At 43.5% G+C, this 16,412-nt stretch carries 17 protein-coding genes and 1 pseudogene; 1 reads left to right on the top strand and 17 read right to left on the bottom strand.

Annotated elements, in window-relative coordinates; translation table 11 throughout:
- The 16 genes from fliJ to EV213_RS20710 form a co-directional block, all read right to left on the bottom strand.
- Positions 1-450: a flagellar export protein FliJ gene (fliJ, locus tag EV213_RS09670; RefSeq protein ID WP_133580328.1), complete on the bottom strand. Its 450-nt coding sequence runs from the start codon at positions 448-450 to the stop codon at positions 1-3.
- Positions 440-1,768: a flagellar protein export ATPase FliI gene (gene fliI / locus EV213_RS09665; protein WP_133580327.1), complete on the bottom strand. Its 1,329-nt coding sequence runs from the start codon at positions 1,766-1,768 to the stop codon at positions 440-442. Before fliI ends, fliJ begins: the two co-directional genes overlap by 11 nt.
- Positions 1,731-2,507, bottom strand: a complete 777-nt coding sequence (gene fliH / locus EV213_RS09660; RefSeq protein WP_166639242.1) for a flagellar assembly protein FliH — start codon at positions 2,505-2,507, stop codon at positions 1,731-1,733. The genes fliI and fliH overlap by 38 nt, the downstream gene beginning before the upstream one ends.
- Positions 2,500-3,513 carry a flagellar motor switch protein FliG gene (gene fliG / locus EV213_RS09655; RefSeq protein WP_133580325.1) on the bottom strand — a complete coding sequence of 338 codons (1,014 nt, stop codon included), beginning with the start codon at positions 3,511-3,513 and terminating at the stop codon, positions 2,500-2,502. The genes fliH and fliG overlap by 8 nt, the downstream gene beginning before the upstream one ends.
- A 15-nt stretch (positions 3,514-3,528) precedes the next feature.
- Complete coding sequence (gene fliF, locus EV213_RS09650) at positions 3,529-5,124, bottom strand: flagellar basal-body MS-ring/collar protein FliF (protein WP_341770334.1); 1,596 nt, start codon at positions 5,122-5,124, stop codon at positions 3,529-3,531.
- Positions 5,125-5,160: 36 nt separating this feature from the next.
- Complete coding sequence (fliE, locus tag EV213_RS09645) at positions 5,161-5,466, bottom strand: flagellar hook-basal body complex protein FliE (protein ID WP_243740059.1); 306 nt, start codon at positions 5,464-5,466, stop codon at positions 5,161-5,163.
- Positions 5,467-5,484: 18 nt separating this feature from the next.
- Positions 5,485-5,928 (bottom strand): flagellar basal body rod protein FlgC, encoded by a 444-nt coding sequence (flgC, locus tag EV213_RS09640; RefSeq protein ID WP_133580324.1) that lies wholly within the window; start codon positions 5,926-5,928, stop codon positions 5,485-5,487.
- A 2-nt stretch (positions 5,929-5,930) separates the two neighbouring features.
- A complete protein-coding gene (flgB, locus tag EV213_RS09635) occupies positions 5,931-6,326 on the bottom strand; it encodes a flagellar basal body rod protein FlgB (protein WP_133580323.1) in 396 nt (131 codons plus the stop codon).
- 727 nt (positions 6,327-7,053) lie between these two features.
- The gene (codY, locus tag EV213_RS09630; RefSeq protein ID WP_133580322.1) at positions 7,054-7,833 is read right to left on the bottom strand and encodes a GTP-sensing pleiotropic transcriptional regulator CodY; all 780 of its coding nucleotides are present in this window, start codon (positions 7,831-7,833) and stop codon (positions 7,054-7,056) included.
- A gap of 21 nt (positions 7,834-7,854) precedes the next feature.
- Positions 7,855-9,258, bottom strand: coding sequence for an ATP-dependent protease ATPase subunit HslU (gene hslU, locus EV213_RS09625; protein ID WP_133580321.1), 1,404 nt, complete (start codon positions 9,256-9,258; stop codon positions 7,855-7,857).
- 161 nt (positions 9,259-9,419) lie between these two features.
- Entirely contained in the window at positions 9,420-9,962 is a 543-nt protein-coding gene (gene hslV / locus EV213_RS09620) for an ATP-dependent protease subunit HslV (RefSeq protein WP_133580320.1), read from the bottom strand.
- Positions 9,963-9,982: 20 nt separating this feature from the next.
- Positions 9,983-10,897 carry a tyrosine recombinase XerC gene (gene xerC / locus EV213_RS09615; protein WP_133580319.1) on the bottom strand — a complete coding sequence of 305 codons (915 nt, stop codon included), beginning with the start codon at positions 10,895-10,897 and terminating at the stop codon, positions 9,983-9,985.
- Positions 10,898-10,965: 68 nt separating this feature from the next.
- Positions 10,966-12,273, bottom strand: coding sequence for an FADH(2)-oxidizing methylenetetrahydrofolate--tRNA-(uracil(54)-C(5))-methyltransferase TrmFO (gene trmFO, locus EV213_RS09610; RefSeq protein ID WP_133580318.1), 1,308 nt, complete (start codon positions 12,271-12,273; stop codon positions 10,966-10,968).
- A 21-nt stretch (positions 12,274-12,294) separates the two neighbouring features.
- The gene (topA, locus tag EV213_RS09605) at positions 12,295-14,370 is read right to left on the bottom strand and encodes a type I DNA topoisomerase (RefSeq protein ID WP_133580317.1); all 2,076 of its coding nucleotides are present in this window, start codon (positions 14,368-14,370) and stop codon (positions 12,295-12,297) included.
- Between the two features lie 87 nt (positions 14,371-14,457).
- On the bottom strand, positions 14,458-15,348 hold the full coding sequence (gene dprA / locus EV213_RS09600) for a DNA-processing protein DprA (protein WP_133580316.1): 891 nt from the start codon (positions 15,346-15,348) through the stop codon (positions 14,458-14,460).
- Between the two features lie 121 nt (positions 15,349-15,469).
- Entirely contained in the window at positions 15,470-15,724 is a 255-nt protein-coding gene (locus tag EV213_RS20710; RefSeq protein WP_166639241.1) for a hypothetical protein, read from the bottom strand.
- A gap of 152 nt (positions 15,725-15,876) precedes the next feature.
- On the opposite strand from EV213_RS20710, the gene EV213_RS20705 reads away from it, so the two are divergent.
- Complete coding sequence (locus EV213_RS20705; protein WP_166639240.1) at positions 15,877-16,032, top strand: hypothetical protein; 156 nt, start codon at positions 15,877-15,879, stop codon at positions 16,030-16,032.
- A 187-nt stretch (positions 16,033-16,219) separates the two neighbouring features.
- Here the strand turns inward: EV213_RS20705 and EV213_RS20970 are convergent.
- Positions 16,220-16,412: pseudogene (locus EV213_RS20970) on the bottom strand (hypothetical protein); the annotation flags it as partial.

Genomic DNA, 16,412 nt, shown 5'->3' with positions numbered 1-16,412 from the left:
CTACACCTGCGCCCCGTTTTTTTGATGCTGCTGTATGGAAACTTCATCGAGCATTTTTGCTTCTTCGGCTTGATGAAGCTCCTTTTCTTTCTGGGTTTGCACGTCTTTCAGATGTTCATATTTTTTTTGTTCAATATTCTTAAGTAAAAGAACTTCCTGTTTTGCTTGCATGACATTTCTCGCATCAGCAACTTGATGCTGTTTGCGTGCTACTTCTTCTGAAAGCTGTCCTAGAAAGGCTTGACTTGATTGAATGTGCAATAACGTACATCCTTTTTTAAGCACTTCGCCAAGCTCGGTTTCCACCGCTTCTTTTTCTTTTAAGAGATGATACAAGGCGGTCCCTTCTATTCTGAACATCTCAACCGCCTGGTCGTATGCCTGTCTTGCACTGACCGTTTCATGAGATTTTAAGCGAATGATTTTATCAAAACGATGTTTAAGACGCATGAGTTCCCTCCAACAAGTGCTTTAGTGCCTGCAATGTGTCGTCAAGCTCGAAGGATTCATCCGTTTTTTGTTTTAGAAATGCGCGAATATCTGGCATTTTAGCAACAGCCTGATCGACCTCACGTGACGACCCTTTTTTATACGCGCCAATTTTGATTAGGTCTTCCGCTTCTTCATAGCTTGAAAGCCATATTCGAATTTGTTCTGCTACTTCCAAATGTTCTTTCGATGCGAGGTGATTCATTAGCCGGCTAATGCTTTTGAGCACATGGACCGCCGGGAATTGTCCTCTATTCGCAATCGCACGATCTAAGACGAGATGGCCGTCAAGAATCCCACGAACCGCATCCGCAATTGGATCATTTAAATCGTCTCCGTCGACAAGCACCGTATAGATCGCGCTCATTGTTCCATTCGTACTGTTTCCTGCACGTTCTAAAAGCCGCGGTAGCATTCCGAAAACAGAAGGGGTGTATCCTTTTGTCGTCGGAGGCTCACCTGTTGCGAGGCCTACTTCACGTTGCGCCATTGCTGCTCGTGTAACAGAATCCATCATGAACATCACATTTAACCCTTGCTCTCTAAAATGCTCGGCAATCGCTGTCGCTGTAAAAGCACCTTTAATACGCATTAACGCTGGTTGATCAGATGTGGCAACCACGACAACAGATCGTTTCAAACCTTCCGGTCCAAGGTCGCGTTCAATAAATTCTCTTACTTCACGACCTCGCTCACCTATAAGCGCGATGACATTGACGTCCGCTTCGGAGTTGCGAGCAATCATTCCAAGCAAAGTACTCTTTCCAACGCCTGACCCAGCAAATATGCCCATTCGTTGTCCTTTTCCCATCATGAGCAGTCCATCCAAGACTTTGACGCCAAGCGCCATTGGTTCACTGATTGCCGGACGTTCAAGCGGATTAAGCGGCGCTGCATCAGCACTTACATGAATCATCCCTTCTGGCAGTGATGATCCATCTAATGGCCGACCAAGGGCATCTACCGTTTTCCCAATTAATGCGTCTCCTGCAGGCACCTGAAGAGCCGTATTAGACGCTTCAACAAGGGAACCAGCTGCAACATCATTTGTGCTAGAGAATGGCATGAGAAGCAAATGCTCGCCTTTAAAACCGACGACCTCAGCAGCGACCGGTTCTCGGCCACCCTTTCCGACATGGATATAACAGACATCGCCAATCGATGAGGCTGGACCGATCGATTCAATCATGAGTCCTACAACACGTGACACTTTGCCGTACCGTTGATAGAGGTCAGCCTGCTCAATATGTTTCAGAAGCTTTAGTGTAGAGGGCTTCATAGATGTCCACCTCTTCTTTCGGCAGCTCCAGTGCCTTGCGAAGCTCTGTAAGCTGGCTATCAATACTGGCATCCACTTTGCCAAAAGGCGTTTCAATGAGACATGAAAGTTCGTCCATGTCCTTGTCCGGATAAATCTCTAGCTGTTGCCCAAATCGGATCAGGGATTCTTTTTGTGTCGCAATCGCTGTAAATTGGTTCGGGTGTACAAACAATTTCACAGCTTTTGCTTCCTTGACCTCTCTTAGCATATCCTCAATGATTGGTAGGAAGGCACCTTCATCTTGCATTTTTTGTTTTGTAATTTTAGCTCCAATGGCAAAGGCGAGGGCTTTCAAATCACGCTCGTAGGCGGTGAGCTCTTTTCGCTTGGCTTCAGAAACAGAAACCACGATGTCCTGCGCAAGTTGCAGCTGGTCATTGTAGCTGACCTCACCCTTCTCGCGTCCCTCATTTAGCCCTTGCTGATACCCAGTTTGCTTTGCATTAGCGAACAAGGCCTCTTTCTCTATTTCTGCTTTTGCTTGCGCTTCATCAATTTCTTGCATCTTCGCTCTGTAATACTCATCGGCTTGCTCAATCTTTAATTTCATTTCTTGCTCAGCCAATTGCAGGCGTTGTTCTAGAAGCTGCTCCTCAGTCAATACGTCAGGGATATGGCTTGTTTCAAAAAGTGGGCGGGACAGCATGATTTTTTTGCCTTCCGCCTTTTTTGCTGTCGTCTTGATAATTCTAGACAATGATATCGTCCCCCCCACCTCTTGCAATCACAATTTCACCAGAATCCTCGAGCTGGCGGATAATCGTCACGATACGCGTTTGTGCTTCTTCCACATCTCGCAATCGCACAGGCCCTGACACGTCCATTTCTTCCTTAAATGTTTCGACCATACGTCGGGACATATTGGAAAATACAATATCTTTAACTTCTTCGCTTGCGACTTTCAACGATAGCATCAAATCATCGTTATCGACTTCACGAACGATGCGCTGAATGGCTCTCGAATCAAGAGTGACAATATCTTCAAAGACAAACATCCGTTTTTTAATTTCTTCAGCAAGGGCGGGATCTTGAATTTCAAGTGCTTCAAGAATTGTTTTCTCAGTGGAACGATCCACACCATTTAATACATCAACAACTGCTTCAATTCCACCCGTTTGCGTGTAATCATGCGTTAATGTCGACGATAGCTTTCTTTCCAAGATGGTTTCTACTTCATTGATCATCTCTGGAGACGTGCTTTCCATCAAAGCAATTCGTTTCGCAATGTCGGCCTGCATTTCATGAGGCAACGAAGACAGTATTTGCCCTGATTGTTCTGCATCTAAGTAGGACAATACGAGCGCGATGGTTTGCGGGTGTTCGTTTTGGATGAAATTCAGCACTTGTGATGGTTCTGCCTTCCGTGCAAAATCAAAGGGCCGCACTTGAAGCGTGGACGTCAACCTTGTAATCAATCTCGTGGCTTCTTCTTTGCCGATTGCCTTTTCAAGCACTGTTTTGGCATACCCGATGCCACCTTGAGAAATAAAATCCTGAGCCATGACGAGTTGATAAAACTGTTCAATAATTGATTCTTTATACGATGTTTCCACTTTTTTCACTGCGGAAATCTCTAAAGTAAGCTTCTCAATCTCTTCTTCACTCAAATGCTTATACACGTTCGCTGATACTTCCGGACCTAGTGTAATGAGCAATATGGCTGCCTTTTGTTTACCAGATAAATCAACTGTTGACCGCGCCACGCACTGCCCCTCCCTTTACTCTTCTGATAACCATGATCTTAATAGCTTAGCAAAATCTTCTGGACTGTCACTGGCTAGCTTCTCAAGCTGTCGTCGTTTTACTGTTCCTTCATCAACAACAAGCTCTTCAAGTTCTTCATCGTTGTCAACTTGCCCCTCAACGAACTCTTCCTCAAACTCTTCTGTTTGCTTTCTGCGCCTTAAGAGGACAACCAACAAGACTAGTAAGAGCAAGCCTAAACCAACCATGACGTAAATTGCCCATTGCGGAAGGAAGGGAACTGATTCCCCTTCAAAGTCAACACGGCCGTTAAAGGGCTGCATGGCAACCGAAATATTCTCAGAAATGTCACTTTCCTGCTCTTGACGGACAGTTTCTGGCAATGAAGTACGAATTATTTTTGTAAGAATCTGAGTAATGTCTTCCTGTAGTTGGGCTTGCTCAGCTTCTGGGAGTGTCTCTCCTGCTTGTCCTGGAATGGTTGGATCGACAAGGACTTGAATGCCTAAATTTTGCAACTGGTAAGGACTTTCAACGATGTTCTTCTGAATTCTCGACACGTCGTTATTGATACGTTCTTCAATTCGTTCATAATCGCCCGTTCCTGTATTTCCAGCAGCTGCATAATTCGGTATATCTGTTGCTCCAGTACCATCAATGCCACCTGCACCCGCCCCTTCACCTTCAAAGGTTTCGGTAATCCGTTCAACAGAAAGCTGGATTCCTTCCATATCTTCTTCGTTCACCGGTACGACAAGGTTTTCAGTGCGATTTTCTTGCGTGAAATCAATGTCAGCGGTCACCGTAGTCACGACTCGGTTGTATCCGATGAGCATTCCCAACATCTGCTGAACTCTGTTTTTAATGTCATCCTCAATAGCCTTTTTCACACTTAGCTGATCGGAGACGGACACAAGAGACTGGTCATCATTCCCTTTCATATCTAAACGAGCAAAGTTCTGATCCATAATGACAATGTTTTCAGTTGGCAAATTCGGAACGCTTTTTGAGACGAGGTGATACAATCCATCAATGGATGCTTGGTCCATTGATGCACCTGGTGCGACGTTGAGTACAATGGATGCTGACGCTGGCTGTTCTGTTTCATTCACCCACACAGAAGACTCTGGAATCGTAATCATTACCTTTGCATCTTCAATGCTCTCTATGGATGTCATGAGTGAAGCAAGTTCATTCTGCATTGATTCCAACTTCACCATCTGGAATTCGTTTTCAGTCATTCCTAGGCCCATCTGTTCCCCAAAAAATCCATAATCAATGTTTCCGCTTTCCGGAATACCTTCTGACGCCAATTCAACTGTAAGGGCTTCAGCACGATCTTTAGGAACTTGTATGGCTGTTCCGTTGCCCGATATTTCAGATGGTACACCTTTTGCATCAAGGCTTGACTTGATTTGCCCCGTCTCCTCAGGGGTCAAGTTACTGTAAAGTGTAACCATCGATGGGTTTGACCCACGGTATGCCATGACCGAAAGCAGAATGATTAGAAGGAGAACTCCGCCAATCACACTTGCTTTTTGCCAAAGAGGTCGTTCACTCCAAATGGCTTTAAAGCGACCCCCGTATTGTTTCAGTTTTTCGTTCATCATTCCCCCGGTTGCCCCTTCGTCTGTAATATGCTGTGACTAGATCTGCATCCTCATTACTTCCTGATAGGCACTAACCACTTTATTGCGAATTTCCATCGTTAGCTGAAGCGAGAGACCGGCCTGTTCAGAAGCAATCATGACCTCGTGGAGTGAATCTACCTTTCCAGTAGTAAGCTGCTCTGTTTTTACGTCGGATGCTTTTTGCGCTTGATTCACTTGGTCAATTGCATTAAATAATGAATCTTTAAAAGAGGCTTGCATCGTGTTTGGCGTATTTACCTTTTGTGTCGTTTGGCCAGTAATATTATTTATGTTTTGTAAACTTTGTAAATTTTCGATCAACCTTATCACCTCTGCTGGTTACTTGCCAATCTCTAACGTCTTCATGAGCATCCCCTTTGATGCGTTCAACACAGTTACATTTGCTTCATAACTTCTTGTAGCACTCATTAAATCAACCATTTCTTTCAAGGGATCAACATTCGGCATTTGCACGTAGCCGAGCTCATTTGCATCCGGATGTGTCGGATTATACTGTTGAATGAATGGTGTTTCATCTTCCACAATACCGGTGACTCGAACACCAGAAAGCTCCCTTTGAGCTGAAGATAGCATGTTTGAAAACGATGACCCTCCACCAGGTGCTACTGCGACCATTTTCCTTCTGTAGGGCTGCCATTCTCCGTCTACTAGCTGTGCTCTTGTTGAGTTTGCATTCGCAATATTTGATGAAATGACATCCATTTTCAATCTCTGTGTTGTAAGAGCAGAGGCACTGATATGAAGCGGTGTAAATAATGACATAATTACTGTCCTCCTCGAATGACCGATTGTAATGAACTAAACTTTCCACTCAAGCGATCAACCAATGCGTAATAATGCAGTTGATTTTCAGCCATCATAGCCATCTGCTTGTCCACGTCAACCGAATTTCCGTTGTGATTATAGGACATCGTATTGCTTTTCGTTATAATAAAAGGCGAACCAACTTGAGTAGAGAAAGGAATATGTTTTTGGTTGGTCATGTTCGCTTTAAGTCTATGTTGATGTTCATTTAAGGTTTGTTTAAACGTAACCGTCTGTTCTTTATATCCCGGTGTTGTTGCATTAGAGATATTTTGGGCTATAACGTTTTGTTTCGTCTGTGCATATTCTACTGATTTTATGAGCTGATTAATTGTATTGCTCGACAAAAGACTCATTCCGCTCCTCCTCATTTTGACCTTTTTAGACAATATTGTGGTGTTATTTCATTAATTTTCCTTAATTCGGTTCATTTTTATTGTAAATAATATTAGCCTTGTTGTCTATGATGTCTAATACAGTCGTCATAAATCGTTCTAAAGTCCTACAATGACTTGTATCTTTATACCTATTAACGTTGATACCACTTAAATTTTATGATTAAATAGAACTACACTTCATTGCATCAAACACCATTCGACATCTTTTTTATTACAAACAAATAATATCTCGGGTTTTTTTATCATCAATTCGACATTTAAAGTCTTTTAGACTACGCCTATTGACATATAGGCTTGTGAGCGCTTTCAGGACTAAAGACACAAAAAACTGCTTTACCCGTCGTATTCATGACGAGTAAAGCAGTTTTTATCATTTTTCTATAATTTATAAATCACGAACGCTTCGTCAAAATACTTCGCTTTCCTCGGGCACGGCTTCAGCTTCCTCGGAGTTTTGCTTTCCTGCGGGATCTTCAGCTCGCGCTGTTCCCGCAGGAGTCTACGTATGTTGACTATGCTGAGTTTTGTTTCTGCGTTTTTATTCATGTCACATCATACCTAGTGGCCATCATGAAAAGATGCCACTAGCGAGACTCCTGCGGCATAGAAGAAATCACGACGAAGTCTTTTTGAGTCGATGATGCACTTGTATGAAAGCGAGCGTGTGAAAGTTGAGTCTATAAAATTAATTTGCTTTTAATTTTTCTAGCTCATGTAAGAATTTATTGTTCAAGACTTTAATGTATGTCCCTTTCATACCAAGAGAGCGAGATTCTATAACGCCTGCGCTTTCAAGCTTACGGAGAGCATTAACAATGACCGAACGTGTAATACCTACACGGTCAGCAATCTTACTTGCGACAAGTAAGCCTTCATTGCCATTTAATTCTTCGAAAATATGTTCAATGGCTTCAAGCTCACTATAGGATAGTGAAGAAATCGCCATTTGAACAACCGCTTTGCTTCTCGCTTCTTCTTCAATCTCTTCGCCTTTTTCTCGCAGGATCTCCATGCCAACAACTGTTGCGCCATACTCAGCCAAAATTAAATCATCGTCTGCAAACGAATCACTTAAGCGAGCAAGAATAAGTGTCCCTAGGCGCTCACCGCCACCAATAATAGGAACGATCGTCGTTAAACCATTCTTAAACAACTCTTTATTTTCAATCGGGAAAGCTGTGTATTCGCTATCCACATCAAGATTGGAAGACGTTTCTGTTACATTAAACAAACGATTTGTATACTCTTCAGGAAATTGACGGTCACTGATGATCGATTTCATTCGATCGTTTTCAATTTCCGTATTGATAGAATACCCAAGCAGCTTTCCTCTGCGGCTAACAACAAAGATGTTTGCTTGAATCACTTCTTGAAGTGTCTCCGCCATGTCGCGAAAGTTTACCGGCCGACCAGCAGCCTTTTGTAGCATTGCGTTAATCCCTCTAGTTTTGTCTAGTAAATTCATTTTTGATTTCCTCCTTGGTTCTTATAAAATATATTGACTCAGATCACGATTCTTAACGATTTCTGACAATTTTTCATCCACATAGGCTGGCGTGATTTCAATTGTCTCCAGTGTGATCTCCGGCGCTTCAAACAACACATCTTCAAGGAGCTTTTCCAAAATGGTATGCAAACGTCTTGCACCGATATTGTCTGTCTCCTGGTTGACTTTCGCAGCGATCGAAGCGATCTTACGAATAGCATCGTCTGAAAATTCAACGTTTATACCTTCAGCTTGAATTAATGCCTTGTATTGGCGAAGAAGGGCATGATCCGGCTCAATAAGAATGCGATAAAAATCATCCTCCGTCAAATTAGACAGTTCAACACGAATCGGGAATCGCCCTTGAAGCTCGGGGATTAAATCTGAAGGCTTGCTCATGTGAAAAGCACCTGCCGCAATAAACAAAATATGGTCCGTCTTCACAGGCCCATGCTTCGTAACAACGGTTGATCCTTCTACGATTGGAAGAATGTCTCGTTGAACGCCTTCTCTGGATACGTCTGCACCACCATGGCCACCTTTGCCGGATATTTTGTCAATCTCGTCAATGAAAATCATTCCCATACTTTCGACACGTTGAATCGCTTCTTGTATTACATCGTCCATATCGATTAATTTTTGAGCTTCTTCTTGAATAAGATATGGTCTTGCCTCAGATACAGGAAGTTTTTTCTTTTTTGATTTCTTAGGCATCATGCTTCCAAGCGCGTCTTGCATGTTCATGCCCATTTGCTCCATACCCGTTCCTTGAAGCATGTCAAACATTGATGCTTGCTGTTCTTCAAGCTCAATTGTAATCACATGATCTTCTAACTCACCAAGCAAAAGCTTTTGCTCAATTTGTTGACGTTGCTGCTTTTTGTCCATTTTTTCCTGTTGTTGATCATCATCATGTTCATCATCTTCAGATGCCGACTGTCCAAAAAGCATCTCAAGCGGATTTTTGTAAGCTTGCTGTTGCTTTTTTGTCGGGATCAGCAGGTCAACAATTCGTTGATTTGCTTGCTCAAGCGCTTTGTCTTGGACACTGATGACCTTTTCTTCACGGACGATGCGAACCGCACTTTCAACTAAATCTCTCACCATCGATTCAACATCACGACCAACATACCCAACCTCGGTGAATTTTGTAGCTTCTACCTTTGCAAAAGGTGCACCGATGAGCTTCGCTAATCTTCGAGCGATTTCTGTTTTCCCGACACCAGTAGGACCAATCATCAAAATGTTTTTCGGGACAATTTCTTCGCGAATGGTCTCTTCCACTAAACTCCTTCGATAACGATTCCGCAAAGCGACAGCCACCGCTTTTTTGGCATGTTTTTGACCTACAATAAATTGATCAAGCTTTTCTACAATTTGTCTTGGAGTGAGAGATTGTTGCATAGATTGGCATCCTCCTTATTCTTCCTTCTCTGCGTTTCTGTACGAAAGTTAGAAAACCTAATAATAAGCTGTTTTCCCTTAATAAACAAAAAAACAGCCCCATTATGTTACCATTTTACGAACATTTCATCTGAAAGGAATGAAAGACTAATCGTGAAACGTTATAGCGTTTCGAGAATCACTTGATCATTTGTGTACACACAAATCTGCCCAGCTGTTTTTAGCGCTGCATGAGCAATTTCCTCAGCACTTAACTGTGGCGCATACGTCTTTAACGCTCTACCCGCTGAGAGTGCATAATTCCCACCAGATCCAATCGCCAGAATGCCATCATCTGGCTCAATCACTTCTCCAGTACCTGAAACTAGAAACAAATTCGATTTGTCCATCACGATTAGCATCGCTTCAAGACGGCGAAGCACTTTGTCTGACCGCCATTCCTTTGCAAGCTCAACACTGGCTCGTTGCAAATTGCCTTGATACTCTTCCAAGCTGTTCTCAAATAAGTCATACAGCGTAAAAGCGTCTGCAACTGATCCGGCAAATCCGGCCAAAACACGGCCATTATGAAGCTTTCTCACTTTTCTTGCCGTATGCTTCATGACGACTGCATTTCCAAAAGTGACCTGCCCATCACCGGACATCGCTGCTTCTCCGTTATGGTGTATCGCAAAAATTGTCGTTGCATGAAAGGCGTGTTCCAATTGAGTCCCTCCTAATCTTGTTACGCACGGGGATGGGTATGTTGATAGACCTGGCGCAACCGATCTTTTGTCACATGAGTGTACATTTGTGTTGTCGAAAGGTTTTTGTGCCCAAGCAATTCCTGAACGGATCTTAGATCGGCTCCTTCATTTAACATATGAGTTGCAAACGTATGCCTCAATGTGTGCGGACTAATATGTATATGGAGGGCAGCCTCTTGAACAAGTTTGTTTAATACTTCACGTACTGACCTGTCAGAGAGCCTTCCTCCTCGATGATTCAAAAAAAGGGCACTGGATGCCTGGGGAGCTTTTTCTAACAGTATTGGTCTACCTTCATTCAAATACATGCGTAACGCTTCATGAGCAAAACTTCCAAATGGGACAAAGCGTTCTTTACGACCTTTTCCTCTGATCAAAACAGCTTCCACTGAGAAATCAATGTCTTCTAAATTAATTCCTATGCATTCTGAGACACGAATTCCTGTTGCATACAACAATTCGAGCAATGCTTGATTTCTCTGTCCGAGTTCCGTTGATTGATCTGAAACCAAAAAAAGTTGATTCAATTCTTTCTCATATAGAAATTGAGGCAGTTTTCGCTCTGCCTTTGGAATATGAGAAAACACAAAAGGGTTTTCGGTGACCAGGGATTCTCTCATCAGAAAATGGTAGAGACTACGTAGCGCAGACATTTTACGAGCGACCGTTTTTCTAGCATAATTTTTTCGATAAAGGATCGTTAAATACGCTCTTACGTCTGCATAGGAAACAGCAGCAAACGTTTCGGTCTGTTGCTGCTCCATATACTGAACAAACTGTGCAATATCTTTCTCATAGTTTGTCAACGTATGAGTGGAATAAAGCTTCTCTACACGAAGATATGTTAGAAACTGATCAACCTCATTTTTGCATTGGTGTACATTGGTGAACATTTTTTCACCTCGCTAGATAGAAGGCAATCAAATAGTACCATACTTTCAAAGTGCTATGCAATCCATAATCATCGGATTAATTCAAAATTCTGAATTGACTCCAGTGCACGTTCGGCAATCGCTTGGTTCCGTTCTTGCTTATTTTTTATCCGTGTTTCTAACGAAGGGAAAAGACCAAAGTTAACGTTCATCGGCTGAAAATTCGTTGAATCAGCAGACGTAATATAATTTGCTAGACTTCCCATTGCCGTATTTGTTGGCATAATGATAGGTTCTTCTCCTTGGACAAGACGCGCTGCATTGATGCCTGCAACGAGCCCGGAGGCAGCAGACTCTACATACCCTTCCACACCTGTCATTTGGCCGGCAAAAAACAAATCATCACGGTCTTTATATTGGTAGGTCGCTTTTAATAGCTTAGGAGAATTAATAAATGTATTGCGGTGCATAACGCCATAGCGGACAATTTCAGCGTTTTCCAATCCTGGAATCAGGCGCAGCACCTCTTTTTGAGGGCCCCATTTCATATGTGTCTGAAAACCGACAATATTGTAAAGTGTTCCTGCCGCATCATCCTGACGCAACTGTACGACAGCAAAAGGTCGTTTGCCGGTTTTTGGATCCTCTAGACCAACCGGTTTCATCGGGCCGAACAACAGCGTTTGACGTCCTCGGTTTGCCATCACTTCAACAGGCATACAGCCTTCAAAGAAGATTTCTTTTTCAAATTCCTTCACTGGAACAGTTTCCGCAGCGATAAGGGCGTCGTAAAAGCGATTGAATTCGTCTTCCGTCATAGGGCAATTTAAGTATGCCGCTTCACCTTTATCATAGCGTGATTTTAAATAGACTTTCTCAAGATCAATGGAGTCTTTTTCAAGAATAGGTGCTGCGGCATCAAAAAAGTATAAATCCTCTTCGCCAGTCAGAGCACGTAGTGACGATCCAAACGCCTCAGACGTAAGTGGCCCTGTAGCTACAATTGTTGGACCATCTGGTATGGACTGAACCTCTTCTGAAACGACGGTGACGAGTGGGTGTTCTTTGACTTGTTGCGTGACGCGAGCAGCAAATTCATGACGGTCAACAGCTAAGGCGCCACCGGCTGGAACTGAACTGGCATCTGCTGCCGAAACAATAACGGAATCAAGCAAGCGCATTTCTTCTTTTAATACACCGACTGCATTTGTCAATGCATTGGCGCGCAGAGAGTTGCTACAAACTAGCTCTGCAAATTTATCTGTATGGTGTGCTGGGGTCTGTTTCACTGGACGCATCTCATGTAATACGACAGAAATGCCGCGCTTGGCTAATTGCCAAGCCGCTTCACTTCCCGCGAGACCAGCACCGATAACATGTACTTTTTTTTCACTCATTGGGTACTCTCTCCTTACAAACTACTCTTGAGGCTCTTCTTTGTAATCACAGCTTGTACATTGAATTTGCTTGCCTTTTTTAATTTTCTTTTCCACAAGCAGGGATTCACATTTTGGACATGGTCTTGATATTGGTTTATCCCACGAAATAAATTCGCATTCCGGAAAGCGATCGCAGCCGTAAAAAATGCGACCTTTTTTACTTTTACGTTCTACAATCTGACCTTCTTTACAGGTTGGGCAAGGGACACCTATTTCTTTAACGATTGGTTTCGTATTTCGACAGTCCGGAAAGTTGGAGCAAGCCATAAACTTGCCGTAACGTCCCATTTTTATGACCATCGGCGATCCACATTTATCACAATCAATGCCAGCTGGCTCATCTTCAATTTCAACTTCCTGCATTTCCTTTTCAGCGACTAAAAGTCGTTTTTCAAAGTCTTGATAAAATTGATCAATGACCTTTTCCCACTCTTTTCCGCCTTCTTCAATGTCATCGAGGCTTCTTTCCATTTCTGCCGTGAAGTTCACATCAATGATTTGCGGGAAAAACTCTAGAATGAGATCGAGTACAATTTCGCCAAGCTCCGTAGGAATAAAGCGTTTATTGTCAAGTGCTACATAATTACGACGTTGGATGGTATCGAGCGTTGGAGCAAAGGTTGAAGGACGGCCTATACCTAGCTCCTCTAACGTTTTTACAAGTCTCGCCTCTGTGTAGCGAGGAGGCGGTTGTGTGTAGTGTTGTTTTGGATCTATGTCGGAAGTGGACACTTTGTCCCCTTCTTCTAAAGGAGGTAAAATCCGATCTTCTTCCTTCGTATTGTCATCATTTCCTTCTACATATACTTTCATAAAGCCTGGAAATTTAACTTTTGAGCCTGTCGCTCTAAACACAACATCATTGTTTGTCATATCGACAGACATCGTGTCCATTACAGCAGGAGCCATTTGACTGGCCACAAAACGTTCCCAAATGAGTTTATACAAACGAAGTTGGTCTCGCTTTAGATACTTTTTGAGCTCTGATGGCGCTCGCATAGTAGCTGTTGGTCTCACGGCTTCGTGAGCATCTTGTGTTTTCTCGGATTTTCCCTTTGAAACAGGACGGTTATAAGCATACTCTTTGCCATAGGTCTCTTCAACGTAATTTTTTACTTCCTCAAGGGCTGTATTCGAAATACGAGTAGAGTCCGTACGCATATACGTGATTAAACCGACTGTCCCTTCCTTTCCAAGATCAATCCCCTCATAGAGTTGCTGAGCGAGCATCATTGTCTTTTTAGCACGGAAATTCAGCTTGCGCGCAGCCTCCTGCTGCAGGGACGATGTCGTAAATGGAGGAGCAGGGTTGCGGCGTCTCTCCTTTTTTGAGACAGAAGAGACGAGCATTTCATCGCCATCCATTTTCGCTAAGACAGCATCGACGTCCTCGCGTGTAGACAACGGTTGCTTTTTGCCTCCATACCCACAAAAATTAGCTTCAAATTCCTTGTTTCCCTTTTTCATTTGCGCTGGGATCGTCCAATATTCTTCAGGATTGAACGCTTTAATTTCATTTTCACGTTCAATGATCAGGCGAACAGCTACAGATTGAACACGCCCTGCACTTAAGCCCTTTTTCACTTTTTTCCAGAGCAATGGTGAGATATTATAGCCAACCAATCGATCAAGAATTCGTCGTGCCTGCTGTGAATCAACGAGATTCATATTGATTGCCCTTGGATGTTTAAATGATTCCTTTACGGCCTCTTTCGTAATTTCATTAAAAACGACGCGACAAGCACTTGTTTCATCAATGTTTAAGCTGTGAGCCAAATGCCAGGCAATGGCTTCCCCTTCGCGATCCGGGTCAGCTGCAAGATAGATTTTTTTCGCTTTTTTTGCGGCGGTTTTTAAATCTTTCAATACAGGACCTTTGCCGCGTATAGTAATATATTTGGGTTCGAAATGAGCCGTTACGTCAACGCCCATTTGACTTTTGGGCAGATCGCGCACATGTCCCATAGATGCTTTAACTTTGTATTTTTTGCCTAAGTATTTTTCAATGGTCTTCGCCTTTGCAGGCGATTCCACGATGACAAGGTAATCTGCCATAAACTTCAGTTCCCCCCAAAGAGGTTTAGATTAAAATCTTCCCTATTATTAATGATCTATCTATGTTTTGTCAAACAATAGCCCAAATCAACCTGAAAGATGACAGTGCAATTCAATGTCTTCCGCTTCGATTACAGGGATTGCTCCGTCCTGAATAAGGCGATTGCTTCCACGTGCTTTTGCATGGTGAACGGAACCCGGGAGCACAAACACATCTCGGTTTTGCTCCATCGCAACACGCGCCGTAATTAACGTACCGCTTTTCTCTTTTGCTTCAGCAATGAGCACGCCATTAGATAATCCGCTCACGATCCGATTTCTTGCCGGAAAATGCCAACGTTGTACAGTTGTATGGGGAGGGTATTCACTAATAAGCAACCCCTGGGCGGTGATGGCCTCAGCTAACGGTTTGTGCTCTTTTGGATAGAGATGTGAGAAACCTCCCCCAAGGACAGCAAACGTGACGCCATGATGGGCTAACGTGATGTCGTGCGCCATCCGATCCGCTCCAAAGGCGAGACCGCTAACGATACAGTAACCTGCCTTGACTAACGGAGGCAATACGGTTTCTAACGACGGCAAGCAGTCACTAGAAGGCTTACGCGATCCGACAACAGCCAAGGTGGGGCGTTGTGCGTTCAGCAATGACGGCGTACCCTTTACATACAACACCCACGGAGGATCATATATATGCTTTAAGAGGAAGGGATACAAGTCATCAAACAACGTAATGGCTTCGATAGCTTCTTTCGCATAGGCTTCTTCAAGTTCTGTCGGTGACGTACGCAAGATGAATGAATGGAGTGAAGAGGCAAATGCTGGGGACAATTGAAGAGAGGCAGCAAGTTCTGAGGGTGACATTTTGAAGATGATATTGAGGTCTTCATCAACATCGAACGCACGTTTCAAAGGCTTCCATTGACCTTGAAGCCCATGATGCAACAATAGTAAGCGTTCTCTTTTCGTTGCTAATTTCAAACACTAACCCCCTCTTATAATGAGAGTATTTAAGGATGTAAATCGCGGCACATAGCCATTTGCTTCAAGAGCATTCACTCTCTTATCCATAAATATTAAGACCAAATAAATCGTGTGATGGTCAATGCTGTTGCCGCCTGACTCTTAATTGTGCGCTAAAGCTTGTCAGTAAGAGCAAAAATGAGCTACCGAAAACCATCCACCCTAATTCATTAAAGAATGAGAGAAAAAGCAACAGCACAGCAACACTCATAGCGATATTACACTGTACAATCTTTCGTTCCTTCATGGATCCCTTCCGCATTTTAGGTGATAACACAAAGATTGCAATGATAAGCAAAAATATTAGCAGTTGAATGACTAACATCGTGCCCACAACAAGCAACCTCCTCTATTTAAATTTGCTCAATGTCTTCTGAGACACTCGTCCAGGTTTCATTTAAACATTTTTATAAGAAGCTCACCTACAAGTCCATTCAGACAACCATCCATAGATAATGTAGCCGACTTATATGAACAATTGTTGTGATGATTCATTTTAAAAGCAATGGCGCGGACGTCCAAAGCCAAAATCGCCTTGGAGATCCGCAAGCCATTGGTTTCCTTCCCAAAATAAAAGGCAATGGCGAGGACCTTCAGAGCCGAGAAGCTCTAGGCGTCGACGCAGCGAGCAGCGCAGTGTAGGCTTTTCTACACGAGCAGCGCTGTCGCTAGACAACGACGAGATTCGACACAGCCTGATGAGAAACGCTCGCTTTCTTCGTTGCTTTGCCTTATCCGGTGCTCATTGCCCTTATGGCAACTCCGCGCCTCCTAAGGCTTCGCGTCTCGAAAGACAAACGTTTTCATTCAGTCTGAGCTTATCTATGCTTTAGATTCGACGGCTATGGAGATCCGCAAGCCATTGGCTACCTTCCCCAAATAAAAGGCAATGGCGAGGACCTCCAGAGCCGAGAAGCTCTAGGCGTAGACGCAGCGAGCAGCGCAGTGTAGGCTTTTCTACACGAGCAGCGCAGTCGCTAGACAACGACGAGATTCGACGGCTATGGAGGTCCGCAAGCCAT

Origin of the sequence: Aureibacillus halotolerans, from assembly GCF_004363045.1 — a bacterium.
Taxonomy (GTDB): Bacteria; Bacillota; Bacilli; order Bacillales; family DSM-28697; genus Aureibacillus; species Aureibacillus halotolerans.
This window is presented reverse-complemented; position numbering and strand designations above follow the sequence as displayed.